The sequence below is a fragment of the Mesorhizobium sp. M0207 genome (genome assembly GCF_040321995.1).
Lineage (GTDB): Bacteria > Pseudomonadota > Alphaproteobacteria > Rhizobiales > Rhizobiaceae > Mesorhizobium.
This window is the reverse complement of the sequence record NZ_JAMYSQ010000001.1, coordinates 348,244-372,224: the sequence shown is the minus strand read 5'-3', so window position 1 is coordinate 372,224 and position 23,981 is coordinate 348,244. Positions and strand designations below refer to the sequence as shown.

At 61.2% G+C, this 23,981-nt stretch carries 20 protein-coding genes and 1 pseudogene; 15 read left to right on the top strand and 6 right to left on the bottom strand.

Translation table 11 applies throughout. The features are described 5' to 3' along the window. Positions 1-35: 35 nt before the first annotated feature. The gene (locus NKJ15_RS01725) at positions 36-788 is read right to left on the bottom strand and encodes an SDR family NAD(P)-dependent oxidoreductase (protein WP_352448445.1); all 753 of its coding nucleotides are present in this window, start codon (positions 786-788) and stop codon (positions 36-38) included. 328 nt (positions 789-1,116) lie between these two features. Between NKJ15_RS01725 and NKJ15_RS01720 the strand changes: the two genes are divergently transcribed. After that, on the top strand, positions 1,117-2,388 hold the full coding sequence (locus tag NKJ15_RS01720; RefSeq protein WP_352813839.1) for an O-antigen ligase family protein: 1,272 nt from the start codon (positions 1,117-1,119) through the stop codon (positions 2,386-2,388). 125 nt (positions 2,389-2,513) lie between these two features. Here the strand turns inward: NKJ15_RS01720 and NKJ15_RS01715 are convergent, their stop codons facing one another. Together NKJ15_RS01715 and NKJ15_RS01710 are read right to left on the bottom strand one after the other, a co-directional pair. Next, positions 2,514-3,725, bottom strand: a complete 1,212-nt coding sequence (locus NKJ15_RS01715) for a polysaccharide biosynthesis/export family protein (protein WP_352540403.1) — start codon at positions 3,723-3,725, stop codon at positions 2,514-2,516. Between the two features lie 207 nt (positions 3,726-3,932). Next, positions 3,933-4,610, bottom strand: a complete 678-nt coding sequence (locus tag NKJ15_RS01710) for a sugar transferase (protein ID WP_023676307.1) — start codon at positions 4,608-4,610, stop codon at positions 3,933-3,935. A 558-nt stretch (positions 4,611-5,168) separates the two neighbouring features. On the opposite strand from NKJ15_RS01710, the gene NKJ15_RS01705 reads away from it, so the two are divergent. Beyond that, a complete protein-coding gene (locus NKJ15_RS01705; RefSeq protein ID WP_352469919.1) occupies positions 5,169-5,489 on the top strand; it encodes an exopolysaccharide production repressor protein in 321 nt (106 codons plus the stop codon). Positions 5,490-5,561: 72 nt separating this feature from the next. Here the strand turns inward: NKJ15_RS01705 and NKJ15_RS01700 are convergent, their stop codons facing one another. Continuing rightward, a complete protein-coding gene (locus NKJ15_RS01700; RefSeq protein WP_352813838.1) occupies positions 5,562-5,960 on the bottom strand; it encodes a hypothetical protein in 399 nt (132 codons plus the stop codon). Here NKJ15_RS01700 and NKJ15_RS01695 point away from each other — a divergent pair. The 7 genes from NKJ15_RS01695 to NKJ15_RS01665 all read left to right on the top strand — a co-directional run bounded on the left by NKJ15_RS01695 (position 5,945) and on the right by NKJ15_RS01665 (position 13,981). Beyond that, the gene (locus NKJ15_RS01695; RefSeq protein ID WP_352681441.1) at positions 5,945-6,967 is read left to right on the top strand and encodes a glycosyltransferase family 2 protein; all 1,023 of its coding nucleotides are present in this window, start codon (positions 5,945-5,947) and stop codon (positions 6,965-6,967) included. The two genes, NKJ15_RS01700 and NKJ15_RS01695, sit on opposite strands and share 16 nt — an antisense overlap. A 269-nt stretch (positions 6,968-7,236) precedes the next feature. Then, on the top strand, positions 7,237-7,638 hold the full coding sequence (locus NKJ15_RS01690; protein WP_352469921.1) for a hypothetical protein: 402 nt from the start codon (positions 7,237-7,239) through the stop codon (positions 7,636-7,638). A gap of 131 nt (positions 7,639-7,769) precedes the next feature. After that, a complete protein-coding gene (gene exoK, locus NKJ15_RS01685) occupies positions 7,770-8,636 on the top strand; it encodes an endo-1,3-1,4-beta-glycanase ExoK (RefSeq protein ID WP_352767249.1) in 867 nt (288 codons plus the stop codon). 85 nt (positions 8,637-8,721) lie between these two features. After that, positions 8,722-10,053, top strand: a complete 1,332-nt coding sequence (locus tag NKJ15_RS01680; RefSeq protein WP_352469923.1) for a UDP-glucose dehydrogenase family protein — start codon at positions 8,722-8,724, stop codon at positions 10,051-10,053. Positions 10,054-10,084: 31 nt separating this feature from the next. Continuing rightward, positions 10,085-11,164, top strand: coding sequence for a glycosyltransferase (locus NKJ15_RS01675; RefSeq protein WP_352487965.1), 1,080 nt, complete (start codon positions 10,085-10,087; stop codon positions 11,162-11,164). Between the two features lie 70 nt (positions 11,165-11,234). Next, positions 11,235-12,521 carry a glycosyltransferase gene (locus tag NKJ15_RS01670; RefSeq protein WP_352813836.1) on the top strand — a complete coding sequence of 429 codons (1,287 nt, stop codon included), beginning with the start codon at positions 11,235-11,237 and terminating at the stop codon, positions 12,519-12,521. Beyond that, on the top strand, positions 12,518-13,981 hold the full coding sequence (locus NKJ15_RS01665; RefSeq protein WP_352813834.1) for a lipopolysaccharide biosynthesis protein: 1,464 nt from the start codon (positions 12,518-12,520) through the stop codon (positions 13,979-13,981). Before NKJ15_RS01670 ends, NKJ15_RS01665 begins: the two co-directional genes overlap by 4 nt. A gap of 222 nt (positions 13,982-14,203) precedes the next feature. Here NKJ15_RS01665 and NKJ15_RS01660 read toward each other — a convergent pair. After that, positions 14,204-15,256: pseudogene (locus NKJ15_RS01660) on the bottom strand (polysaccharide pyruvyl transferase family protein); the annotation flags it as partial. Positions 15,257-15,558: 302 nt separating this feature from the next. On the opposite strand from NKJ15_RS01660, the gene NKJ15_RS01655 reads away from it, so the two are divergent. The 6 genes from NKJ15_RS01655 (at position 15,559) to NKJ15_RS01630 (ending at position 23,167) form a co-directional block, all read left to right on the top strand. After that, positions 15,559-16,731 carry a glycosyltransferase family protein gene (locus NKJ15_RS01655; RefSeq protein WP_352645380.1) on the top strand — a complete coding sequence of 391 codons (1,173 nt, stop codon included), beginning with the start codon at positions 15,559-15,561 and terminating at the stop codon, positions 16,729-16,731. Positions 16,732-16,742: 11 nt separating this feature from the next. Beyond that, on the top strand, positions 16,743-17,735 hold the full coding sequence (locus tag NKJ15_RS01650) for a glycosyltransferase family 2 protein (RefSeq protein WP_352813832.1): 993 nt from the start codon (positions 16,743-16,745) through the stop codon (positions 17,733-17,735). Next, on the top strand, positions 17,735-18,685 hold the full coding sequence (locus tag NKJ15_RS01645; protein WP_352813830.1) for a glycosyltransferase family 2 protein: 951 nt from the start codon (positions 17,735-17,737) through the stop codon (positions 18,683-18,685). Before NKJ15_RS01650 ends, NKJ15_RS01645 begins: the two co-directional genes overlap by 1 nt. Further along, positions 18,675-19,625 carry a glycosyltransferase family 2 protein gene (locus NKJ15_RS01640; RefSeq protein WP_352813828.1) on the top strand — a complete coding sequence of 317 codons (951 nt, stop codon included), beginning with the start codon at positions 18,675-18,677 and terminating at the stop codon, positions 19,623-19,625. Before NKJ15_RS01645 ends, NKJ15_RS01640 begins: the two co-directional genes overlap by 11 nt. A 75-nt stretch (positions 19,626-19,700) precedes the next feature. Further along, positions 19,701-20,597, top strand: coding sequence for a UTP--glucose-1-phosphate uridylyltransferase (locus NKJ15_RS01635; protein WP_352540412.1), 897 nt, complete (start codon positions 19,701-19,703; stop codon positions 20,595-20,597). A 149-nt stretch (positions 20,598-20,746) separates the two neighbouring features. Continuing rightward, the gene (locus tag NKJ15_RS01630; RefSeq protein WP_352813826.1) at positions 20,747-23,167 is read left to right on the top strand and encodes a polysaccharide biosynthesis tyrosine autokinase; all 2,421 of its coding nucleotides are present in this window, start codon (positions 20,747-20,749) and stop codon (positions 23,165-23,167) included. A gap of 15 nt (positions 23,168-23,182) precedes the next feature. On the opposite strand, the gene NKJ15_RS01625 is transcribed toward NKJ15_RS01630, so the two are convergent. Then, positions 23,183-23,884: a metallophosphoesterase family protein gene (locus NKJ15_RS01625; protein WP_352813824.1), complete on the bottom strand. Its 702-nt coding sequence runs from the start codon at positions 23,882-23,884 to the stop codon at positions 23,183-23,185. Positions 23,885-23,981: the final 97 nt, after the last annotated feature.

Genomic DNA, 23,981 nt, shown 5'->3' with positions numbered 1-23,981 from the left:
GCGATCCGGTCGGGCGGTTTGCGTCCGGCCCCGCCTCAGTAGGTCGCCCGGCCGCCGGAGACGTCGAAGACGGCCGCCGTTGTGAACGAGCATTCCTCGGACGCGATCCAGCAAATCAGCGCCGCCACCTCCTCGACCTCGCCGAACCGCGCCATTGGTATTTTGGACAGCATAAAGTCGATGTGTTGCTGGCTCATCTGCTGGAAGATCGCGGTGCGCACGGCCGCCGGCGTGACGCAGTTCACCGTTACTTTGGTCTTGGCCAGTTCCTTGCCGAGCGATTTGGTCATGCCGATCACCGCCGCCTTGGAGGTGCTGTAGGCCGAGGCGTTCGGGTTACCTTCCTTGCCGGCAATCGAGGCGATGTTGATGATCCTGCCGTAATTGCGTTCGAGCATATGCGGGACCAGCGCCTTGTTGCAGAAGAAGACGCCGTTGATGTTGATGTCGGTGACCCGGCGCCAATCCTCCACCGAATACTCCCAGGTCGTCATGTTCGGCCCGGTGATGGCAGCACTGGTGACAAGGACATCGACCGCGCCAAGCGCTTCGATCGTCTCTCCGGCGGCGGCTTCGACCGCTATGGGGTCGGCGACGTCTAAGGTGACGCTGTGCAGGCCTGGAACAATGGCCTTGGCCTGCTCGATCTGGGCGGCATCGCGATCCCAGACCGAAACACGCCCGCCTTCGCCAGTGATCCTTTGCGCGACGGCCAGGCCGATGCCTGAGGCGCCGCCGGTGATAACAGCAGATCGTCCGGCAAATCGTCCCGCGAAACTCATCGGCATGTGGTCTTCCTCCCAATTGGCGGCGAATGTGAAGTCAACGGCGGACAAGTTCAAGCGCGGACTTGCAACCTCAGAACAGCTTATGATGGGCCAGCACCGGTCAATTGTACGGCACTGCCTTCTGGCCAAATCGTCTCGCCCGGTATGGAGAGAACGGCTGGAACGACGCGCCCGGTTGGCATCCGGGTGACAGGCGGCGCCGGATGGGTTATATTGCACTGCACAATGCGAGCGCCTGCAGGCGAGGCTCCCATCGATCCGACGAATCGGCCCACGAGCGGCCCATGAAATCGGCATTGAGCTGCAAGGACGGAAAACCGCTATCGAGATGAAGATTCCAAAATCTCTGTTGATCGATCCGGACAAGAACACCGTCTACGGCAGCTTTGCCGTTGCCGTCTCGATCTGGGCGTTTTCCTACTCGACCATTTTCGGCCAGGCCATGATCCTGGCCTACTATGCGGTCTGGCTACCGCTCATCCTGGTCGACTACCGCAAGATATTAAGGCACGCTTCCAGCGCCTGGCTTCCGCTGGCCTTCGCAACCTATGTCTGCTTCTCGGTGTTCTGGTCGGCAGCTCCCGGCACCACGGCAAGGACGGCCGTCCAATATTGCTCCCATATCGCCTGCGCCTACATTGCCGCGCGCACCGTCAGCGTCCGGACCTTGACCATAGGTGCCCTGATCGGGATTTTCGTCGTCCTGCTCTACTCGCTCAAGGTCGCGGGCTATTCCTACGATGTTCTCGATGGGACGTATAATTTCGTCGGCGCGTTCAGCTCCAAGAACCAGATCGGCTTTGTCGCATCGCTTGGCATCTATTTCTGCGTTGTCTACCTCGCCTTTCTCAGGCGCGGCCGGATAAGCTGTTTGTTGATCGTACCGATTGTCCTTCTATCGGGCTATCTGCTGGTGGTGTCGCATTCCGCCACTTCAATGGCATCTACCCCCGCGGTTCTCGCTCTGGTCGCCCTGCTTTCCATCGGCAAGCTGCTTTCGCTCCGCCATCGCCGGGTGATTTTCATGATCGGTGCGGGCGGGCTGGTCGCCTGCACCGTGATTGCGCTGAATCTCGGGCTGATGGACTTTGTCCTTGGCCTTTTCGGCAAGGATTCGACGCTCACCGGACGAACCTACCTCTGGCAACAGGGCTGGAATGCCGCGCAGCAATCGCCCATCCTCGGCGTCGGCTACGCGGCTTATTGGGTTCAGGGCTTCTCCGAGGCCGAGCGGCTGTGGAACGAATTCTATATCGCCGCGCGAAGCGGCTTCCACTTCCACAACACCTACATCGAGACCTTGGTGGAACTCGGCTTCGTCGGCGCGACACTGCTTTCGCTGATCATCCTGCGCACGCTCTGGGGTCACGTCTCGGCGCTGATATTCAGGACATGGCAAGCCGATTCCGTGATTCTTGCCGGCGTCATGGTGCTTCTGTTCATCCGATCCTTCGTCGAGGTCGAGACCCTCAATCCCTACATCATGGGATCGTTCCTGCTGTACTACAGCTACTTCAAGCTGGTGAGGGTGCCGGCCGTCGCTCCTTCCCGGTGGAGCGCCGTGAACCATCTAGAGGAACCGGACGCCGTGCGAGGCTAGAGCGGGCGGATCCAGGCGGTTCGTTGCCCGAAGGCCGGCTTGTTTTCTGATCCATAAGATCCCAAACGCAAAAACCCCGCAGACCGCTGCCTGCGGGGTTGGTGCTTTGCTCCGGTGGAAAGAAGCTACTGGATGGCCAGGGGCGCCGGTTTGACCTTGATCACGTCCCCTGGCAGCACCGGCGTGTCTTCATCGGCGGTGATTTCGCTGGTCTTGCCGTCGACCACCCGCACCAGGGAAAATGATAAGGCCGCTGGTTCGTTGTTGCCGTAGAATTGCGGCATGGGGCTGCCCGACAAGGCTTCGGACATCAAGGCCTTTTCCATATTCAGCTTCAGCGTCACCTCGTTGAGATCGGCTTCCGTCTGTTGCCGGTCGGTCGCGAGGCTGGAGTTCTGGGTATTCTCGAGATCGATGGCGTCCTGGGTGGCCTTGCTGATCGACTGCTTGGCCGTGAGAATCGCCGTTTCGTAATCCAGGATCTGGCCCTCGAGATCGGCGATGGTTTGCTGCGAGTTCAAAACCCGCGTGTTGACGACCAGGCCCTTTTGCGCCAGCGAGCCGATGCCGTTGAGCTGCTCCTTCGCCAGATCAACCTGCTTCTGCTGGTTGACGATCTTTTTCTGCAGCGAATCGATCTCGCTCTGCAGCAGCGCCTTCAAATCGTCGAGCGCCTGCAAGCGCAGCTTGAGTTTCTTCTGGTCGGCCGCCAGGATCGCCGTCTCATCGGCAACGATGCTGGGCAGCTTCGGATCGTCGGCCACCTCTTTCGGCACCGCGAATGCCGGCTTGTCCGCCAGTTCCGCTTCGATGCGGGCGCGCTTGACGGTCAGCCTGACCAATTGGTCTTGTAATACGTCGAAATTGCCCTTCGCATTGATCAGGTCGCGGTCGTAGCGCTGCCCGCTCTCCGGGTTCCGCCGGGCTCCGCCGGCAATGCTCATCGCTTTCAGCACGGACAACCCAGGCACACAAGGATACTGGCCGGGCGATTGCACCTCGCCGGAGATGTAGAATGGCCGGTACTGTGCCATTTCGACGGAAGCCTCCGGCTTGTCGGCCAGAGCGAGCTTGCGCTGCAGCGCCTCGCCGAGCGATGCGGCGATCTCCGAAGTCGTCTTGCCGGATGCGGGCATCTCGCCGACGAAGGGAACCGACAAGGTTCCAGCGGGCCCAACCGTGTATTCTCCATTGATGGCCGACCAGTCACGGAACGTGCCTTCGACGGTCTGCCATTCCGCCACGCGAATGGTCAGCTTGTCCTGTGCTCCTAGGCGATAGTCGTCGGCGAAGGCAAACTGTGGCAAGGCGAGCGACAGCGTCAGGCCGGTCGCCATTGTAAGGCAAGTCGTCAAAAGCCGTACTCGCCGCATGCGTCTGGAGAGAATACCGGTGCAAAAAATATCGATTATATCTGCTTTCAACTGAGCGTTTCCGATCTGGTTTGCCCCGCCCGATGAGCTGCCGATGCCTGAGTTAGGGGCCTGAGTTCCAGGCCCGAATTCTGGACAGTCGCTCCTCGATGCACGGCCAGCAAGCGGCCGTCAGTAGCAGCCTCGCGACATCCAGACCGCGGGTACGGTCTTGATGATGATGCGGATGTCTTCGAACATCGACCAGTTCTCGACATAGTGCCTGTCGAATGCGACGCGGCTGTCATACGAAACATCGTTGCGTCCGCTGACCTGCCACAGCCCTGTCAGGCCGGGGCGCGATTTAAGATAATAGACGGCCGAATTGCCATAAATCTCCAGCTCATCGCGCACCACGGGACGAGGCCCGACCAGGCTCATATCCCCCTGCAGGATGTTGATGATCTGCGGCAACTCATCGAGGCTGAGCTTCCTCAGCACCGCTCCGACGCGCGTGATCCGCGGGTCGTTCTTCAACTTGCGGGTCGCTATCCATTCGGCGTTGGCCTCCGGATTCGCGGCGAGATAGGCAGCAAGCACCCGCTCGCCGTCTGGAACCATGGTGCGGAACTTGAGGCACGGAAAAATCCGTCCTCCGCGGCCGATCCGGCTGTGACCATAGAAAATCGGCCCGCCATCGGAAAACCTGACAAGCAGCGCTATCATCACGAACAGCGGGCTGAGAGCGACCAGGCCGATCAGCGAACCGACAATATCGAAGCTGCGTTTGAGCAGGCCGCCAATCGGTGGCGGAAAATCGACGCCGGCCTGCGAAAAATCCGCATCGGCCGGCTTGGCTACGTCCCTCATGCGTAAACTCCATACGTTGAACGGATGGTTTACCGCACGATACCAAAAAAATGTTGCAGCGCAACACACAATTTCCCAGACGGCTGTAATAGTCGCGTCATGAACTGACTAAATAATAAACTCGTCCTGCACAAAATTTCGCCTTTATGTCGCAAAAGAGCCAGATTATGGGCAATTTTGGAAAAACTAGTCCAATTTTGGGGCTGATTTTAGGCGAATCGCTCTTTATACCCTCCTGTGGAGCTTTGCCGTCATTTAGAATTTCAAGATAATGACTGATGTTATGCTAAAATACTATTCAATATTATAAATCTTACTGGAGCGAGTCGATATCCGGCAATCAGTGGTGATGCCGACGTGTGCGTTGCACCATGGGAGAGTCGATCCCGAGGATTCGTTTAAAATTTATTGCGCAGCTGCCCTTGCCGCCTATTGCGCGGCTCAATAGAGTTGCAAATTGTTTCTGTCGGACTATGGACAGATTGGGCTAGGCCGGAAGCAACCGGCCAGAAGCGGGCAACCTAAATAAGCTCGCAGAGTTTAAGGGAGGTGCTCGGGGTGGGCTTGTCGACATTTTTTCCCGAGCCGGTTGATGGGCTATCGGGTATGTCACTGCCAAAGTTCATTATCGGAATGTGTTTTGCGCTGGCGATCGTGATCGTCTGGTCCTATTTAGGCGGCGCCTCGCTCGGTACGACGCTGTTTCGTGTCATCGGCTGCGCTATAGTCATCCAACTGGGTTATTTTCTGCTGGTCTTTGCCATGGTTGCCAGAAATGCCCCGACCCCGGCCGACAAAATCCGCGACGCTGAACGAAAGCTGAGTTCGAACGAAGCGGCCGAAGCCGAGAAACTCAGCGCCAGGAGAGGCCTTCACTGATTTCGGGCCTGGCCGCGGTCTGCGATGTCCATGTGACCTGTGGTTAAGCTCGCCGGTCCCCTGACGAATTGCTCACCTCAACGACACCGGCAGTCGGCATTCCTGTTCTTTCAATTCCTTGACACTGCGGGCCTCGACGCGCTCGCTCCGCCCCGCCGCCGTCCGGTCGGCGAGGATCAGCAACTGGTTTCTGCCAGTTGAGCGCTCTGATGGAGCGTGTAGGAACGGCTCTGCCAAGCGGCGCATTTCTGGAGCCGTCCCGATTGAGGCTCGCCGCCTGCCCAACCGGGCCATGACATCCAGCAAAATGAAAAACTGGACGGCGCCGATGATTTTGGCGATGCTTGCTTCGCAATTGCAGCATAGGCGTTTGGGCCGATGCATTTCAGAATGGGCGGTGGGGCATTGAGCGGACGGGGCGAGGAAATCCGCAACGGCTTCTGCAACCGAGAGGCATGTCCATGACATCATTCCAGGTCTGCGTGATCATCGCCGCCCGCAATGCGGCGCGGACAATCCCGGCTGCCATTGCATCGGCATTACGCGAGCCTGAGGTTGCGGAAGTTGTCGTCGTCGACGACGCGTCCACCGACGACACCGCGAAAGTCGCCAACGCGGCCGGCGACGGCACGGGCCGTCTTTCCGTCATCCGCTTCGACGCCAATCGCGGCCCATCCTTTGCACGCAACGCCGCGATTGCCGGTTCCAGGTCGCCGTTCATCAGCATTCTGGACGCTGATGATTTCTTTTTCGAAGGCAGGTTTCACAGACTGTTCGCCAGCACCGATTGGGATTTCGCCGCAGACAACATCATGCTTGTCAGGGATGACGCGGCAACCGACGTTTCGAAAATCGTGGCTCCACCGTTCTCGCCCGAGCCGGAATTCCTCGATTTCGAGGGTTTCATCGACGCCAACATCTCCAGGCGCCGTGTGCAACGAGGGGAACTGGGGTTCCTCAAACCCGTGATCAGCCGCGCCTTCCTCGATCGGCATGGGCTGCGCTACGACGAGAAGCTGCGCCTGGGTGAAGACTATGAACTCTATGCGCGTGCGGTTGCCCTTGGCGCGCGCTTCAAGGTCATCAAATCCTGTGGCTACGGCGCGATCGTGCGCGCCGATTCGCTGAGCGGACGGCACAAGACCCAGGACCTGAAGCATCTGGCCGATGCCGACCTGGCACTGCTTGCGATCGACAGTTTGCCGGAGGCATCGAAGGCTGCGCTGAGAAGGCACGAGCGGCACATCCGCGACAAATATCGATTGCGGAAGTTTTTAGACGTGAAGGCTGAGCGCGGGTTGGCACCGGCCGCGGCCTACGCCTTGGCCGGCTCGTCCAACCTCACAGCCGTCGTCCGCGGCGTTGCCTCCGACAAGCTGGATGCGCTGTTTCGCCGCGCTGGCCTCGCCGCGAAGCGTCAGCATGTGCCGCCGCTGCGCTTCCTCATGGCCGGAACCAGCACGGCCAACGAAAGCTAGGCCCGTCAACGTGCGATGGCGGTAGCCACTCCCTTACCCTTCGGTCGGCTCGCACCATTTCAACGAGATTCATGAGTTTACGATCTAGGTGGTTGCCTATGCGCGCAGGGAATGGCAATCTATGTTGCGGTGCAGCAATTTTGGACGGCCAACCGAACTGGCCCGAGACATACCCTGTCGGAGGAGCTGGACGATGCAAGAAATGTCTTTTGAATGTGGACGGGCACTAAGGCCGTTCACCAGCTCGACGATGATGGGGCGCTGACTGCATGGCCTCGATCTTTCGCTTCCGGTCGAGAGATCCGGCGCGCGACACGCAGACCGACACCTCGCGCCTTGATCGGTTGGCAAAGCTGCTGGACCAGATCTCGGCCGAAGTCGAGGCGGAGAAGAGCGGCCTTGAGAACCGCTACAGGACAACGGCTACCAATGCCGCCTTTCTGGTTGAGGCGATGGAGAACGGAACGGTCTCCTCTCGCAGGTCTTCCGAAGTCGGCGAACTGACCAGGTCGATCCTGAATTGCGAGCGGCGCATCGCAGCGCTGTCGCGCCAGATGCAGAAGATGAAGGATCTCCGTCATTCGCTGGATGAAATCTTCGAAGAGAAGCGGCAGAACGGTCCCGACATAAGGACCGATTTTGTGAAGCCCGCCGATTCCGGCACAGGCTGAGCGAACACCCGGGTCGGCGCAATGGTTTTAGGCACAACACGGAGCTTGGGAGCGACAGAGGTCAAGATCAGGTTGTTTCGTCACGGTTCGAACGATCGCTTTGGGGGCGCACAGCACAAGGTGAGTTTGATATGAACGCAGATCTTAAAAGCACGCCCGCCCCGGCAACCCGAGGCACCCCGTTCACGCGCCCGATCCCAGGCAAGCTGCGGCGGCTCCGTTCAGACGGCGCGTTTCTGCTGGTCGTTCTCGGCAGTCTGGTTGCGGGCCTGGTGCCCGCCGGCGCGCAGGATCTCCCAACCGCGCCGTCCTTTGTCGATGATTTCACCAGCCTCAGTCGCGCGCGCTGGTACATTTCCGACGGCTGGACGAACGGCAAGCATCAGAACTGCACCTGGTCCAAAAGCCTGATCGGGCTTTCCGACGGCATGCTGACGCTCGGTTTCGAGAAGCGCAAGCTGAAGGATCGCGAATTCGCCTGCGCCGAGATCCAGACCAAGCAGCGCTTCGGCTACGGCACCTACGAGGCGCGGATGAAGACCGACACGGGCTCTGGCGTCAACGCGGCATTCTTCAGCTTCGTCGGCGATGCCGATAAGCAGCCGCATGATGAAATCGACTTCGAGGTGCTGACCAAGGACACGTCCAAGGTCCAGGTCAATGCCTACATAGCCGGCAAAGGCAAGAACGAGAAACTGGTCGACGTCGCCGGCGGCACCGACAAGGCCTTCAACGACTACGCCTTCGTCTGGGAAAAGGACCGGCTGCGCTGGTACGTCAACGGCAAGCTTGTCCACGAGATCACCGATCCGGCGAAGCTGCCCACCCATTCGCAAAGGATCTATTTCAGCCTGTGGGGCAGCGATACGATGAAGGGGTGGATGGGGCCGTTCTCGGATCCGGGCCGCAAGCTCACCATGCAGGTGGATCGTGTTGCATTCACCGCACTTGGCCAGCCCTGCCAATTCCCCGAATCGCTGGCATGCAACACAAACTAGAAGCGCATCTGAACCGGCCGGGCCGAAGGTGGTCGGAAAACCGAAGCTCGAACAGGCCCGAAGCCTTGAACAGGGATGAAACCGAATGAATTTGACTGTCTTTGGAATCGGCTATGTCGGTCTTGTACAGGCGGCGGTGCTTGCCGAAGTCGGCCATCAGGTGGTCTGCGTCGACATCGATGCAAAAAAGGTCGAGCGGCTCAACCAGGGTCATGTCCCGATCTTCGAGCCTGGGCTCGAAAACATCGTCAAGGAGAACCATGCCGCCGGCCGCATCAAGTTCACCACCGACGCCGCCGCGGCGATCAAGCATGGCCAGATCCAGATGATCGCCGTCGGCACGCCGCCGGGCGAGGATGGTTCGGCCGACCTCAAATATGTGCTGGCCGTCGCCGAGGCCATCGGTCGTGAGATGGACGAGCCCAAGATCGTCGTCGGCAAGTCGACCGTGCCCGTCGGCACCTGCGAAAGGATAAAGGCCAGGATCGCCGCAACGCTGAAGGCGCGCGGGCGCGAGGATCTGGCTTTCGACGTCGCCTCCAATCCGGAATTCCTCAAGGAAGGGTCCGCTGTGAGCGACTGTATGAAGCCCGACCGCATCATCGTCGGCACCAGCAACGAGGACACCGAGGCGGTGATGCGCGAGCTCTACGCGCCGTTCAACCGCAACCACGAAAAGATGATCGTCATGGATGTGCGCAGTGCCGAGTTCACCAAATACGCGGCCAATTGCATGCTGGCGACCAAGATCAGCTTCATGAATGAAATGGCCAACCTGGCCGAGCAACTGGGCGCCGACATCGAGGAAGTCCGCAAGGGCATCGGCAGCGACCCGCGGATCGGCTACCACTTCATCTATCCGGGCCTCGGCTATGGCGGCTCGTGTTTCCCGAAGGATGTGCGTGCCCTGATCAAGACCGCCGAGGCCGTCAAGTTCGACGCCAAGCTGCTGCGTGCCGTCGAGGAGCGCAACAACCAGCAGAAGTCGGTCCTGTTCGAGAAGGTGGACCGCTATTTCAAGGGCAATCTCAAAGGCAAGACATTTGCGCTGTGGGGCTTGGCCTTCAAACCCAATACCGACGACATGCGCGAGGCCCCGGCCCGCACGCTGATGGAAGCGCTCTGGGCCGCCGGTGCCAATGTCCAGGCCTACGATCCCGAGGCGATGCAGGAATGCCAGGCGATCTACGGGCTCCGCGATGACCTGCAACTGTGCGGCACCAAGGAGGCCGCGCTGCGAGGCGCCGATGCGCTCTTGATCGTGACCGAGTGGAAAAGCTTCAGCGCGCCGTCTTTCGATGCGCTGAAGAACGCGCTGACCACGCCCGTTATCTTCGACGGACGCAATCTCTACGACCCCAAGGTCATCGCCCGCCACGGCATCGAATACCACAGCATCGGCAGAATGGCGGCGTGACGCTAGGGCGGTCCAGCAAGGAGCCAGGTCCATGAAAGTTCTGTTTGCGGGCGGCAACGGCTACACGCCGCAGTTCAGCGGTGGCGTTCAGTCGAGCACGCATCATCTGGTCGAGCAGCTGCGCGAGCACGGTCATGACGCCTCGGTTCTGGCGGCGCTGTTCGGTGACGGCATGTTCGGCTTCAAGGCGCGCGCCAAGATGAAGCTGCTTCGCCAACGAGCGGTCATCGACAGCTATCCCGGCTATCCGGTCGTGCGGGCATGGTTTCCCTGGGAGGCGGCGCGCTTCGCGGTCGAACGGCTCGATCCCGATGTCGCCGTCGTGCAGTGCCATAAATCGGTGCCGATCGGAAAGGCGCTGCAGGCGCTCGGCGTGCCGCTGGTGGTCTATCTGCGGAACGTCGAGTTCCACGAACTGGCCGGCGACCTGCGCGAATTGCATTCGGCGCTTTATATCGCCAACTCCGAATTCACCGCGCGCACCTATAAGGAAAAGTTCGGCATCGACTCGACGGTAATCCCGCCGACCATCAATCCCGGGCTCTACAGCACGCCGACCACCGGTGAATTCGTCACGCTGATCAATCCTTACAATGAAAAAGGGTTCGAACTCGCCGTGCGCATCGCCGGCCAATGCCCCGAAATTCCGTTCCTGTTCGTCGAAAGCTGGAAGCTCGACGACGACCATCGGGCGCAGATCGAACAGATCATCGCCCCGCTGCGCAACGTCAGGCTGGAAAGCCGCACCAGCGACATGAAGACCGTCTATGGCCGCACCAAGATTCTGCTGGCGCCCAGCAAATGGGAAGAGGCCTGGGGGCGGGTGGCATCCGAGGCCCATTGCAGCGGCATTCCAGTCGTCGGGTCCCGTCGCGGCGGCCTGCCGGAAGCGATTGGCGCCGGCGGCGTGGTGCTCGACTATGACGCACCGCTCGACGACTGGGTCGCCGCGGTCAGGCGACTATGGAGCGACAAGGCCGAGTACGACCGTCTGTCGGCGGCGGCGCAGCTGTTTTCGGAGCGGCCGCAAATGAACCCCGACAGCCAGTTCGCGACTTTTCTCGGCGTTCTCGACCGCGCCAGGCAAGGCGCGCTGGAGCGTGCCGCCTGATGTATTTCGTCCAAAGCCATGCATGTCGCCTAAAAGCCGGCTCTCGCGCCTGACCAGGGTGGGAGCTGCTTTGGGACAACGACACGCACAACACCAGACGCTTGAGGCGCCTCGCACGGCGGCGACGGGCGTCATCCCTCATCCGCGCGAGCAGATCGCCGACCGGCCTCGAAAGATCGTCCATTCGATGAAGATTTGCTTCGTAGTTGATAAGTTCCCCTCTTTGTCGGAGACCTTCGTCCTCGACCAGATAGAAGGGTGCCTCGAGCGCGGCATGCAAGTCGGCGTCATCTGCAACGAGACGTCCTTCGGCAAGGACAGCAACATCGACGATCGCCGCTGGCAGGCTCTCCCTGGCAAGGTCGTCTGCTGGTGGGGCGGGCTGGGGCGCTTTCGCCCGACGCTCAGGAGATGGTCGGGCAGGTTCTGGGATAAGCTCTCGACCGCTGTCGACATCGCGTTTGCGCGCAAGTTGCAGAACGCCGATGTGATCGTCGCGCATTTCGGCAATAACGGCATGCGCGTCGCCCGCGCCATGAAACGAGGCCGGATTTCCGCTCCGCTGGTGACCATATTCCACGGCCGCGATGTCGGCGAACCGCTGCATGACAACACGCTCACGCGCTACAAGGTTGTCTTCGACAAGGGCGTTCTCCAGCTCCCGGTGAACGCGTTTTTCCGCGATGCCCTGATCGGCGTCGGCGCACCCCCGGCGCAAGTCATGGTTCACCATATGGGCGTGCGGCCCGGTGAGATCGGCTACCATTGGCGTTCCTGGGACCGGGACACGCTGTCCTTCATCTCGGTCTGCCGGCTGACCGAAAAGAAGGGCATCGAATTCGCCCTTCGGGCGCTCGCCAGCCTGCCGCGGCGCGACTGGGTCTATTCGGTGATTGGCGGCGGCGAATTGCTGGACGACTTGAAGAAGCTCGCCGCAAATCTCGGCATTGCCGACCGGGTGACTTTCCTCGGGCCGCGTCCGCATGCCGAGGTCAAGCAGCGCCTGCGCAATGCCCACGTATTCCTGCTGCCTAGCGTAGCCGCGCGAGACGGCGATCTCGAGGGTATTCCGGTGGCGCTGATGGAAGCTATGGCCGCCGGGCTGATCGTCGTCAGCACCTATCACTCGGGCATCCCCGAACTGATCGAGGATCAGGAGACAGGCTTCCTCGCACCGGAGCGAGACGTTGCGGCGTTGGCCCGCAAGCTTGTCTGGGTGGCAGAGAACCCGGACAAATGCGAGCGCATCGCATATGCGGCGCGCCGCAAGATCGAGCAGGATTTCAACGCGGACGTACTCAACGAACGTTTTGCGCAGATCGTTGCTCAACTGGCCGAAGCCAGGCAGCCGGCATGAACGCCAACCCGCCCCCCCAGTTCGGTCGCGTCGCCCTGCGCGGCGGCATGGTGACGATCGGCGCGCAAGGCTTCAAGATGGCGATCCAGTTTCTCTCGGTCATCGTGCTTGCCCGTCTGCTCGTGCCCGAGGATTTCGGCCTGGTGGCTTCCGTCGGGCCGATCGTGGCCTTTGTCGGGCTGCTTCAAAATCTTGGCCTGCAACAGGCTGTGGTCCAGCGCAAGGATATCAGCACCGAGCAGCTCAACCAGGTATTCTGGATCAGTGCGCTGGTGGGGATGGGCAGTGCCGTGGTGGTTGCATGCCTGGCACCCGCCATCGCTGCCTTCTATGGCGATCAACGCATGGTCGGGATCACCATCGGCTCTGCCTTGCCGCTGCTGCTTGGCAGCCTCGCCGCGGTGCCGCTGGCGCTGATGAACCGTCACTTGCGCTTTGGCCAACTCGCGCTGAACGATGTGATTACCGCCGCTGCCGGACTTGCGACTACCGCAATCGCCGCCTATGCGGGGCTGGGCTACTGGTCGCTGGTCATTGGCCCGGCGGTTTCGGCTGTTGTCGCGCTGGTCGCGGCATGGCAGGTGGCGCGCTGGACGCCGTCGCGGCCGGACCTGAAGGTCGATACCGACATATTGTCCTTCGGCGCCAATCTGACCGGCTTCAATCTGGCCAACTTCTTCTCGCGCAATCTCGACAACATCCTGATCGGAAAATATTCGGGCGCGATCGAGCTCGGCTATTATGACCGCGCCTACAAGCTCCTGCTGTTTCCGCTGCAGAACATCAACCAGCCGCTGACACGCGTGATGGTGCCGCTGCTGAGCCGCATCCATGAGGACAAGGCGCGGTTTCGCGACATCTACGTGCGAACCAATTGGATGCTGGCGGCCATCACTATGCCCGGCATCGCGGCGCTGACGCTGACGTCGGACCAGGTCGTCGGGCTCCTCTTCGGCGAGCGCTGGACGGCGGTGGCGCCGATCTTCGCCTGGCTGGGCATCGCCAGCCTGATCCAGTCCGTCTCGAGCACCACCGGATGGATCTTCATCTGCCAGGGCAAGACCAAGACCATGTTCCACTGGGGCATCTACTCGTCGCTGACGACGGTCGCCGCCTTCATCATCGGCCTGCACTGGGGCGCCGTCGGTGTCGCGGCGGCCTACGCGATCAGCGGTTATGTGCTGCGCGTCCCGGTACTTGCCGTTCTTGTCCACCGGGTCGGCCCGGTGACCGCAGCCGACTTCCTGGTCATGCAGGGACTATTCATCGCGTCGTCGCTGCTTGCCTGGTCCGTGTACCGCGAGTTGCCGGCATCGCTGACCAGCCAGTCAGACCTGCTCGCGGTGGTCCTGGCGGGTGCCCTCAATTATTCGATCGGCCTGGTCCTCATGCTCGCCCTTCGCCAGTCGCGCAGCGCCCTGTTCACCACGCTTTCCAGCGCCATGCGCAACGCCCGCTAGGCCGGCAATCACCGGCCTCAAAAGCTCACCTGCCGACATCGCCGACGCATGCTCCTCAAGCACTGCCTGAAGGCTCGTCCTGCGATAGAGGTCGAGATTGGCGGTAAGTCTGCCGAGCTTCGCGCTCGCTTCCTCGGGCGTCACCGTGTCGATGTCGAGCAGCAGGTCGGCGACGCCGATCCGCTTGGCAAGTTCCTTGGTCTTGAATTCATAGGCAATCGGCAGCACCGGCGTGCCGACGCAGAGCGACATGATCATCATGTGCATGCGCGTTGCGACGACGAAGTCGAAGCCTTTCACCAGTGCCATCAGTTGCTCCGGCGTGTGGAACGAAGCGTCCACGCTGACATGCTTGGCGATCTCCGGATCGAGTTCGGCAACGATAGCCCGCGCCGTCTTGGAATCATCATGGGCGTATTCCGGCACGCCCTGGCAGGTGGAGACGAAGGTGACCTCCTTGGCGTGGTCCCTGACCAGGATGGTCGCGATCGCGCGGATCGAGTCGATGTAGCGGCGCATGCCACCCTCGCCGTCGCTGACATAGTTCCAGTGACGGACGGAAATGGCGACGCGGCCGGTGACGGTCGCCGACTGGCAGGAGGCCAGAATTTTTCCGATCCTGTCAGTATCGGCCAGGGCAAAGACGGCGTCGGCCACGACGTGGCATTTGCCGGGGTCTTTCACTATGTCCACAATGTGGCCTCGCGAACGTTCGTCGCGCAGCAGGATGAGCGGGCTCCGGTCGAAGATCGGGCTCAACTCCTGGCGATTGTAAATTTTGTTGAACGGGCCGAGCGATTGCGTGAAGAAGACGGGGTCCTTGCCCAGAATCGCGTCGATCCGGAATTGATTAAGTCGCCGTTCCAGATTGTAAGTCTCGACAAGATAGGTTCCGCCTGTCGTGACCACGAGGTCGGCGTCTTTGTAGATATCGAGACCACGGCGATTGCTTGAACTGAACAAACGCCCGAGAACGCCGCGGAAGCCGAACCGCCGCAGGGCATTGAGGACGAGCCGATTGTAGATCGGCTTGAACAGGTTCTTCAGCCCGCTGCCGTATTTGTAGCGGAACAGCGATTCCGACAGCAGCTTGTGGAATTCGAGATCAGGATACTCTTTCTTCGTGTAGAGCCTCGCCGCCACCTCCGGCTGGCTGTCGAAGACGTAGAACTGGATATCGTCTGGCACGATCGTCTTGAAAACATGGCGGATCGCCAGGAGAATCGCTGCATCCCCGGTATTCAGGCAGACGGTGTTTTCAACCGCGATCTTCATGGAATGACCTCATTTCGTGAGTAGTCCCGTGCTTCCATCGACGGGTGCGAAGGGGCGGATTGCAGGCGGGTTGGCCGAAAATGCTGCACGCCAAGGATGGTCCTCGCGTCGTGATTATTGGCGCGCAGCCCGATGGCAGGCCAACGCGCGGTCCATGTGGCCCAAGCAGAGCGAGATTAACCCATCGATTTTGCAGTGCAACAAAAAACGGGGATCTTTGCTACGCTGCAACCAAAAATGTTGCGATGCAGCAAGAGCTGTACTAGCATTGTCGCGGGCGGGCCAACAGCGGTCGAGTTTTCATGCTGCATGTCTTGTACTTGGTACACGACGTCTCCGACCCGGCAGTGCGCCGGCGGATCATAATGCTCAAGGCAGGCGGCGCCCAGGTTACGCTGGCGGGCTTTCGTCGTACGGCAAGCGCAGTTGCTGATGTCGAGGGCTTGCAGCCGATCGATCTCGGCCCGACTCGTGATGGCCGATTCGCCCAACGTCTGGCCGCGATCATGAAGGCAGTCGTCTCGACCGGCTCGAAGCTGGGCTCAATGCCACGGCCCGACCTCATTATCGCGCGCAATCTGGAAATGCTGGCGCTTGCCCGCCGCGCCAGGTCGGCTTTCCAGGCAACGGTGCCGATCGTCTACGAGTGCCTGGATATCCATCGCCTGCTGCTTCGCGACGATCCGCTGGGCTGGGCGATGCGCGGCGCAGAACGCTTCCTGGCCAGGGATGTGAAGCTTCTGGTGACCAGCTCTCCGGCCTTCATCGCCAACTATTTCAAGCCGTTCGGACAGATTGCCGCCCCGGTCGAACTGCTCGAAAACAAGTATTTCGAGCCAGCCGCGGCCTCGCTGGATGACCGCGCGGCGCCGGAGAACCCCGTTGCGCCACCTTGGCGGATCGGCTGGTTCGGGGCGCTCCGCTGCCGCCGTTCCCTGGAGCTTCTGGCCGAATTTTCGCGCCGCCTCGACGGCCGCTTTGAAATCGTCCTCAGGGGCCGCCCGGCGCTGTCCGAATTTCCCGATTTCCACGGTTTCGTCGAATCGGAACCCTGGCTCTCGTTTGGCGGGCCCTACCGCAATCCCGAGGACATGGCGGCGATCTACCGCGAGGTTCACTTTTCCTGGGCCATCGACTTTTTTGAGCAGGGCCTGAACTCCGAATGGCTGCTGCCCAATCGGCTCTATGAGGGCTGCCGCTTCGGAGCCGTGCCGATTTCGATGGGAGCCACCGAAACCGGCCGGTTCCTCGACCGGCAAGGCATAGGGGTTCTTTTGCCAGAAGCCACGCCCGAGGCGCTCGAAGCCGCCGTCGGCACGATGGAGCAGCATCGGTTCGAGACATTGAGGGCGCGTGTTCTCGCCCGCAATCCGCGCACATGGAGCTACGACCGCGCCGATTGCCGGGCGCTCGTCGAAAAGCTCCGCGGGCTGACTGCGGCTCCCGGTCCATATGCTGCCGAAGCATTGGCATAGAAGGACTGCCGATGACGCAAACCGACATTCCATCCTGCATGATCGTGGTTCCGTGCCTGAACGAAGCAGCCCATATCGGCGCGTTGCTTCGAGAGCTCCGCCCTGCGGCCGAGAGGCTGGGCGCCGTGATCATCGTTGCCGATGGCGGCAGCACGGACGGCACCAGGACGATCGTCGCGGACATCGCCGCAAAAGATCATCGGGTGATCCTGCTGCACAATGAAAAGCGCTTGCAGAGCGCGGCAATCAATCTCGCCGTCGCCAGGTTCGGGAATGGCGTCGATTACCTCATCCGCATCGACGCGCATGGCGGCTATCCCGCGGATTATTGCGACCGGCTGGTCGAAGAAGCGCAGGCCACCGGTGCGGATTCGGTCGTCGTCTCGATGCTGACCAGTGGCAGCGGCATGGTTCAGAAAGCAGCGGCAGCGGCGCAGAACTCCAGGCTCGGCACCGGCGGCTCCAAGCACCGGCATCTTTCGGCGGGGGAATGGGTCGATCATGGCCACCACGCACTGATGCGGATATCGGCCTTCACCGCGGTCGGCGGCTATGACGAAACCTTCAGCCACAATGAGGATGCCGAACTCGACTATCGGCTCCGCCAGGCCGGCTACCGCATCTGGATGACCGGCAAGACGCAAATGGTCTACTACCCGCGCTCCTCGCTGAAGGGCCTCTATTTTCAATATCTCGGCTATGGCCGTGGCCGGGCGAAGAACGTTCTCAAGCACCGCATGATCCCGAAGATCCGGCAGATGGTGCCGCTTCTGGTGTTCCCCGTGGTTCTTCTCGCCGCCTTTTCCTTCGTCCACTGGCTGGCGGCCGTGCCGCTTTTGCTATGGGCGTCGGTCTGCCTCGGCTACGGCTTTTGGACCGCCGTCAGCCAGCGCAAAGCCGACATTGCGCTGGCCGGGGTCTCGGCAATGGTCATGCATTTCGGCTGGTCGGTCGGTTTCTGGCTGCAACTGCTCGCACCGCGACCGCAGCGCGGGGTAGCGTGATGGACCCGGTCAGGAAAAATCGAAGCATCGATATCTGCGTCTGCACATTTCGCCGGCCGGAGCTTGCCGACACGCTTCGCTCCATAGCGGCCATGGATATGCCCGCGGGATTCGACGTCGGTGTTATCATCGCGGACAACGACGATACGCCGACGGCCGAACAGATGGTGACGACGCTGGCTGCGGAGTTGAAGCTGCCGGTGACCTACCGGCACGCCCCGGCCCGCAACATCTCGATCGCGCGCAACGCTTGCCTCGATACCAGTGCGGCGGATTTCGTCGCCTTTATCGACGATGACGAGACGGCCACCGCTGGCTGGCTTGCCGAACTGGTGGCGACGGCGGAAGCAACAGGTGCTGCGACGGTGCTTGGGCCGGTGCAAGCTCGTTACCTGCCGGATGCGCCCGCCTGGATGCGCAAAGGCGATTTCCACTCGACCTTCCCGGTCTGGGTGAGCGGCGAAATCCGCACCGGCTACACCTGCAACGTCCTGCTCAGGATTGGCGCTGAGAGCCTGCGCGGCCGGCGCTTCAGCCTGGCGCGTGGCCAGACCGGCGGCGAAGATACGGAATTCTTCGACCAGATGGTCAAGGCCGGCGGCCGCATCGCCTTTTCGCCGGAGGCTTGGGTCGACGAAGCGGTGCCACCTGCCAGGGCGGCATTCGACTGGCTCGGCCGCCGCCGGTTCCGCGTTGGGCAGACGCATGGTCATCTTCTGGGGCGCAACGCACACGGCCTTGCCCGGCTCAAGCAGGTCGGCATTGCCGCGGCAAAGGCCGCCTACAGTTTCCTGTCGGCAATTCCGGTCGCCATCGACCCCGTACGTCGGAACCGCAGCGTGCTTCGCGGCATTATGCATGTCGGCGTCGTCAGCGGCCTCGTCGGGGTTCGTGAAATCCGCCAATACGGCCTGTCTTCGCCGCAGCAAGGGGGCAAGCGTGCAGCCTGACGTGAGCTTCGTGATTGCCGCCTACAATGCCGAGGCGACCATCGATCGGGCGATTGCCAGCGCCGTCGCCCAGCGCAATATCAGCGTCGAGGTCATCGTCGTCGACGACAAGTCGCGCGACCGGACGCTCGACCTGGCAAGATCCTACCCCGAAGACATCGTACGCGTTGTCGCGCTTGAGCAAAACCGTGGCCCCGGCGGCGCCAGGAATGCCGGCCTTGAGCTTGCACGCGGCAGGTGGGTCGCGGTCCTCGATTCCGACGACGCGGTCTATCCCGGGCGACTCTGCACCATGATCGAGCGCGCGGAGAAAGCGGGCGCCGAGATCGCGGTCGATAATCTGCAGGTCGTTCGCGAGGATGGCGTTGCCGAAGAGACGATGTTCCCGGCTGACTATCTGGAAGGCCTCGGTGAAATCTCGCTGGTAGATTTCATCGGCGGCAATGTCCTCTTCGAATCGAGGTTCAATCTCGGCTACCTCAAGCCGATCTTCCAGCGCCGGTTCCTGAACGAGAACGGGCTTCGTTACGATGAAAGCCTGATCATTGGCGAAGACTATATCCTCCTGGCCAGTGCTCTGGCTAAAGGCGGCAAATGCATGGTCGAGCCGACGACGGGCTATATCTACCACATTCGCACCGGTTCCATCTCCCGGGTGCTCGAACTTCATCACGTCGAGGCGATGCGCAGGGCCGATGCCACCTTCGCCGCGACCCATTCCATGGATGCTGCGGCCGAGGCGGCGTTCGCCAGGCGCGCTCGCAGCCTGCGGCGGGCGGCATCATTCCTGTCGCTGGTTCAGCACATCAAGGCGCGGTCGCCGCTCAAGGCGATATGGACGGCGCTCAGCGATCCGGCGGCGGTTCGGCATATGAGCATGCCGATCGCCGTCCGGCTGCGAAGGGTAGCGGCACAGTTTGCCGTAGTGGCGGGGAGGTGAAGGGCTGCAGGTGAATGAAGACAGTTTCGCCGCCTGCGACAGGGTTGAAATCGATCTCCTCAGAAGGAACATGCAATGAAAAAAGTCAGGAAGGCAGTCATACCGGTGGCGGGGCTCGGAACGCGGTTCCTGCCGGCGACCAAGTCCATGCCGAAGGAAATGCTGCCGGTGGTCGACAGGCCTGTCGTGCAATATGCGGTTGACGAGGCGTTCGAGGCCGGCATCGAGCACATCGTCTTCGTCACCGGCCGCAACAAGGCGGTGATCGAGGACTATTTCGACCTGCATCCTGAACTGATCGGAACCCTGGAGCAGAGCGGCAAGAAGGCGCAACTCGAATCGCTTGAAAGCCTGCTTCCCGTCGCCGGCGCGACGAGCTTCATCCGCCAGCAGTCGCCGCAAGGCCTCGGCCATGCCGTCTGGTGCGCGCGCGAAGTCATCGGTGACGAGCCCTTCGCATTGCTTTTGCCGGACATGGTGTCCTTCGGCGGGCGTGGCTGTCTCGCCGAAGTCGCTGATCTTTACGCACGGACTGGCGCAAACGTCATCGCCGTCGAGCGTTGCGATCCGACCGAGACCAGCAAATACGGCATTGTCGGGCGCGGCGCTGATGTCGGCACGGGCTTCGAGGTAACGGCCATGGTCGAAAAGCCGGCTCCTGCCAACGCGCCGTCGAACTTCTACATCAACGGCCGCTACATCCTGCAGCCCGAGATATTCTCGTTGCTTGCCAGCCAGCAACGCGGCGCCGGAAACGAGATCCAGCTGACCGACGCAATGGTGCGTCTCGCACAGACCCAGGCCTTCTTCGCCCAGCCTTTCGACGGCCGCATGTTCGACTGCGGTTCGAAGGAGGGTTTCATCCAGGCCAATATCGCTTTCGCGCTGGCGCGGGAGGACATGAAGGGCCCGATCTTCGAGATGCTGCAGGAATTCGTCCGGTCGCATCAGCGTCGGGAAGAAGCCGCATAATGTCCATTTTTTCGAGGCATTGTGGGTGCGGCTGATGACGCAGGACAGGCCGTTGCGCCGCGCGTAACGCGCACTGTCCGGCGCAAGGTTTGCACCCTATGTCCCGACCTTCGAGGCGGTAGCGCCTGCAAACTAGAATTGGACCGAAGATGAACTATGCCAATTTTCCTGTCGACAAGAGGACGCCATTGCCGGCTTCTAATGCGGCAAACGCCGAAGACTTCATCGACATCGAGCGCCTGCTTGGCATGGCCGCGCGGCAGGCGAAAGTGGTTGCCGCCTGCGCCGTCATCGGTCTCTTTCTCGGCGTGCTCTATTTGCAGACGACGCCTCCTACCTATGTGGCGACGAGCAGCGTGCTGATCGACGAAGGATTGAACAAGGTCGTCGACGACATTTCGGCGGCGTCGGTCAGCATGCAGACCGACTCCGCCGTTCTGAGCCAGATCGAAATACTACAGTCGGCCAGGCTGGCTGGGGTGGTCGTCGACAAGCTGAAGCTCGATCAGAACGACGCTTTCATGAACCCTCCGACATCGGCCCTGTCGAAGGTTGCTGGCTTTGTGCGCAGTATCGTCCAGTCTGTCCGCCCCAAGCGCGCCGCTAGCACAACCGATGTCACTCAGCTTGATGCTGCGACGCGTGACGCGATCACCGCATCCTCATCGCCCCGTGACTACGCAATCTTCAAACTGCAGACCCAACTCGATGCCGAGCGGATCGGCCGGAGCTTTGTCATCAGCATCTCCTTTCAGGCGACCGATCCGGCGCTTGCGACCGCCATCACCAAGGCCTATGCCGATGCCTATCTAGCCGATCAACTCGATGCCAGCTTCGACGCGACCGAGCGGGCGGCGGTCTGGCTGCAAGGCAGGCTGACCGAGCTTCGTGAGAGCTCCCAGGCGGCTGCACTGGCGGTCGAAAAGTTCAGGGCCGAACACGGATTGGCCGTCAATGACGGCCAGCTGATCAGCGACAAGCAATTGTCCGATCTCAACACCCAGCTGATCGTCGCGCAGGCCGATACAGCACGTGCCGGCGCCCGCTATCAGCAGTACAAGTCGATCGTCGAAAGCGGCTCGGACAACGCGTTCAAGGACGCTGCGATATCGAACGACCAGCCGAGCAGCTCGGTCATCACGACGCTGAAGAACCGCTATCTCACCGTATCCAAGCGACAGCAGGATGTCGAAGCCAATTTCGGCCCGCAACATCCGCAGGCCGTCGCGCTCGCCAAGGAGAAGGCCGACATATCGGCGCAGATTTTCGGCGAGCTGAAGCAACTGACCGAAAGCTACCGCAACGAATACGAGGTCGCTCTGGCGCGCGAAACCGCGCTCCGCGCAAATGTCGCCTTGGCGGCTGGCAAGAGCTCCATCGACAACCAGTCGCAGGTCAAGCTGCGTGAGCTGGACCAAAAGGCGACGGCGCTGTCGACGCTCTACCAGACGTTCCTGAACCGCTATGAGGAGGCCGCCCAGCAGCAATCCTTCCCGGTCGGCAAGATCCGGGTCATCTCGGACGCGACGATGCCGCAGTCGGCCGCAACCCCCCGCACAGCCATCGTGCTGGGACTTTCGCTGGCGCTTGGCATGATGCTGGGGGCAGGAGTTGGTGGCCTGAATGAATTCAGGGAACGCTTCTTCAGGACCGGCGAGGATGTGCGCGACCGGGTCGGCCTCAAATTCCTCGGCTACCTGCCGGTCATCGGCAAGGCTGGCAAGGATGACCAGCGCAATGGCGGTCAGCCTGACGTCAAAGTCGTTGAATCCAAGACCGCCAGGTCCTCCAAGTCCCAGCCCTCCAAAACATTGTCGGCAGCCGAAAAACGTGCGCGGATGCGGGTAACCGTCGATGCCCCGGCATCGATGTTCTCCGAGACGCTGCGCAACGCCAAGATCGCCTTCGATGTCGTCATGGAAGGCCAGGGCAGCCGGGTCATCGGCGTGGTCTCGGTGCTTCCCGGCGAGGGCAAGTCGACGGTGGCGGCCAATCTTGCCGGGCTGCTTGCCGTCAACGGATCGAAAACGCTGCTGATCGACGGCGACCTGCGCAATCCCGGCCTCAGCCGCAGCCTCGGTATGGAGGCCGAGCAGGGCCTGATGGAAGCTGTGGTGAGCGGGCAGACATGGCAGTCGGTCGGCAAGATCGACCGGCAGACCAAGCTGGCTATCATCCCGGCCGTCCTGCGTGGCCAGTTTTCGCATACCAGCGAGCTTCTGTCTTCAGCCGGCATGCGGCGTTTCATCGATAACGCCAAGGAAACCTTCGAATACATCATCGTCGATCTGCCGCCGCTCGGGCCTGTCGTCGACGCCAAGGCCTTCGCTCCGCTTGTCGACGGCTTCGTGCTGGTCACCGAATGGGGACGCACGCCGCGTGCGATGGTGCAATCCATGCTCAGCTCGGAGCCCTACATCGCCAAGAAGATCATTGGCGCGGTGCTGAACAAGGTCGAACTGAAGAAGCTGGCCAAATATGGCGCGATCGGCGGCTCGGAAAAATTCTTCGACAAATATTCGAGCTACTATCTGGAAAAATCGGAAGCGCGCACCAAGGCAGCCGCCTGAGCGACGACATCGCGCTCAGGAAAATATCAACCTGGCGCGGTTGTCGACGATCCTGAGGGCGGTCAGCTGGCCGGTTTGGAAGGCGCCGGTGTCTATGCCAAGCCGGCGTCCCTCGAGCTTCGGAGTGTCGACCGGCGTATGTCCGTGCACGACATAGCGGTCGAGAAGATGCGCAGCGTCGAAGAAGTCCGAACGGATATTCAGCAGGTCGTCCTCGTCCTGCGCGGCGAGGTCGATGCCGGGCCTGATGCCGGCATGGACGAACACGAATTTCGCCGAACAGACCATGACCGGCAGCGCGCGCATGAAGCTAATGTGGTCGGCTGGAATGACTTCCCGAATGCGCTTGTCGACCTCCTCGCTTGACCCATAGAGATCGGCCATGCGCGACGGGTCGACGCCGTAGGAAAACAGCGTTTGCAGGCCGCCTATCGCCAGCCACGACTCTCTCGAAATGATCCCGTCGACGTAGTTCAGCATCACGACTTCGTGGTTGCCGGCAAGGCAGATGCGCTGGAAATCACGGAGCGGTGGCGCCAGCAGATGATCGAGCACACGCGCCGACTGGCGTCCACGATCGACGTAGTCGCCAAGCATGATTATGAGCTTGCGCCCTTCGAAGGGCGCCGAATCGAGCACGATCTTCTGCTCCAGGGCGCGGAGTTCCTTGTAGCAGCCATGCACGTCGCCGATCGCATAGACGACTGCGCCCCGCATATCGATCTCCAGCCGCTGGCGTGCCGCGGCCTGGGGCTTTCTCGATCGCTGGAACAGGGTCACGTATGGCGTCTCGCATGGCTGTGGGTGCGTCTCG

Bases quoted from the DNA above. Each gene is read 5' to 3' on its own strand.
- NKJ15_RS01725 (WP_352448445.1), bottom strand. From the start codon at position 788: ATGCCGATGAGTTTCGCGGGACGATTTGCCGGACGATCTGCTGTTATC.
- NKJ15_RS01720 (WP_352813839.1), top strand. From the start codon at position 1,117: ATGAAGATTCCAAAATCTCTGTTGATCGATCCGGACAAGAACACCGTC.
- NKJ15_RS01715 (WP_352540403.1), bottom strand. From the start codon at position 3,725: ATGGCGACCGGCCTGACGCTGTCGCTCGCCTTGCCACAGTTTGCCTTC.
- NKJ15_RS01710 (WP_023676307.1), bottom strand. From the start codon at position 4,610: ATGAGGGACGTAGCCAAGCCGGCCGATGCGGATTTTTCGCAGGCCGGC.
- NKJ15_RS01695 (WP_352681441.1), top strand. From the start codon at position 5,945: ATGTCCATGACATCATTCCAGGTCTGCGTGATCATCGCCGCCCGCAAT.
- NKJ15_RS01700 (WP_352813838.1), bottom strand. From the start codon at position 5,960: ATGATGTCATGGACATGCCTCTCGGTTGCAGAAGCCGTTGCGGATTTC.
- NKJ15_RS01690 (WP_352469921.1), top strand. From the start codon at position 7,237: ATGGCCTCGATCTTTCGCTTCCGGTCGAGAGATCCGGCGCGCGACACG.
- exoK (WP_352767249.1), top strand. From the start codon at position 7,770: ATGAACGCAGATCTTAAAAGCACGCCCGCCCCGGCAACCCGAGGCACC.
- NKJ15_RS01680 (WP_352469923.1), top strand. From the start codon at position 8,722: ATGAATTTGACTGTCTTTGGAATCGGCTATGTCGGTCTTGTACAGGCG.
- NKJ15_RS01675 (WP_352487965.1), top strand. From the start codon at position 10,085: ATGAAAGTTCTGTTTGCGGGCGGCAACGGCTACACGCCGCAGTTCAGC.
- NKJ15_RS01665 (WP_352813834.1), top strand. From the start codon at position 12,518: ATGAACGCCAACCCGCCCCCCCAGTTCGGTCGCGTCGCCCTGCGCGGC.
- NKJ15_RS01655 (WP_352645380.1), top strand. From the start codon at position 15,559: ATGCTGCATGTCTTGTACTTGGTACACGACGTCTCCGACCCGGCAGTG.
- NKJ15_RS01650 (WP_352813832.1), top strand. From the start codon at position 16,743: ATGACGCAAACCGACATTCCATCCTGCATGATCGTGGTTCCGTGCCTG.
- NKJ15_RS01645 (WP_352813830.1), top strand. From the start codon at position 17,735: ATGGACCCGGTCAGGAAAAATCGAAGCATCGATATCTGCGTCTGCACA.
- NKJ15_RS01635 (WP_352540412.1), top strand. From the start codon at position 19,701: ATGAAAAAAGTCAGGAAGGCAGTCATACCGGTGGCGGGGCTCGGAACG.
- NKJ15_RS01630 (WP_352813826.1), top strand. From the start codon at position 20,747: ATGAACTATGCCAATTTTCCTGTCGACAAGAGGACGCCATTGCCGGCT.
- NKJ15_RS01625 (WP_352813824.1), bottom strand. From the start codon at position 23,884: ATGCGGGGCGCAGTCGTCTATGCGATCGGCGACGTGCATGGCTGCTAC.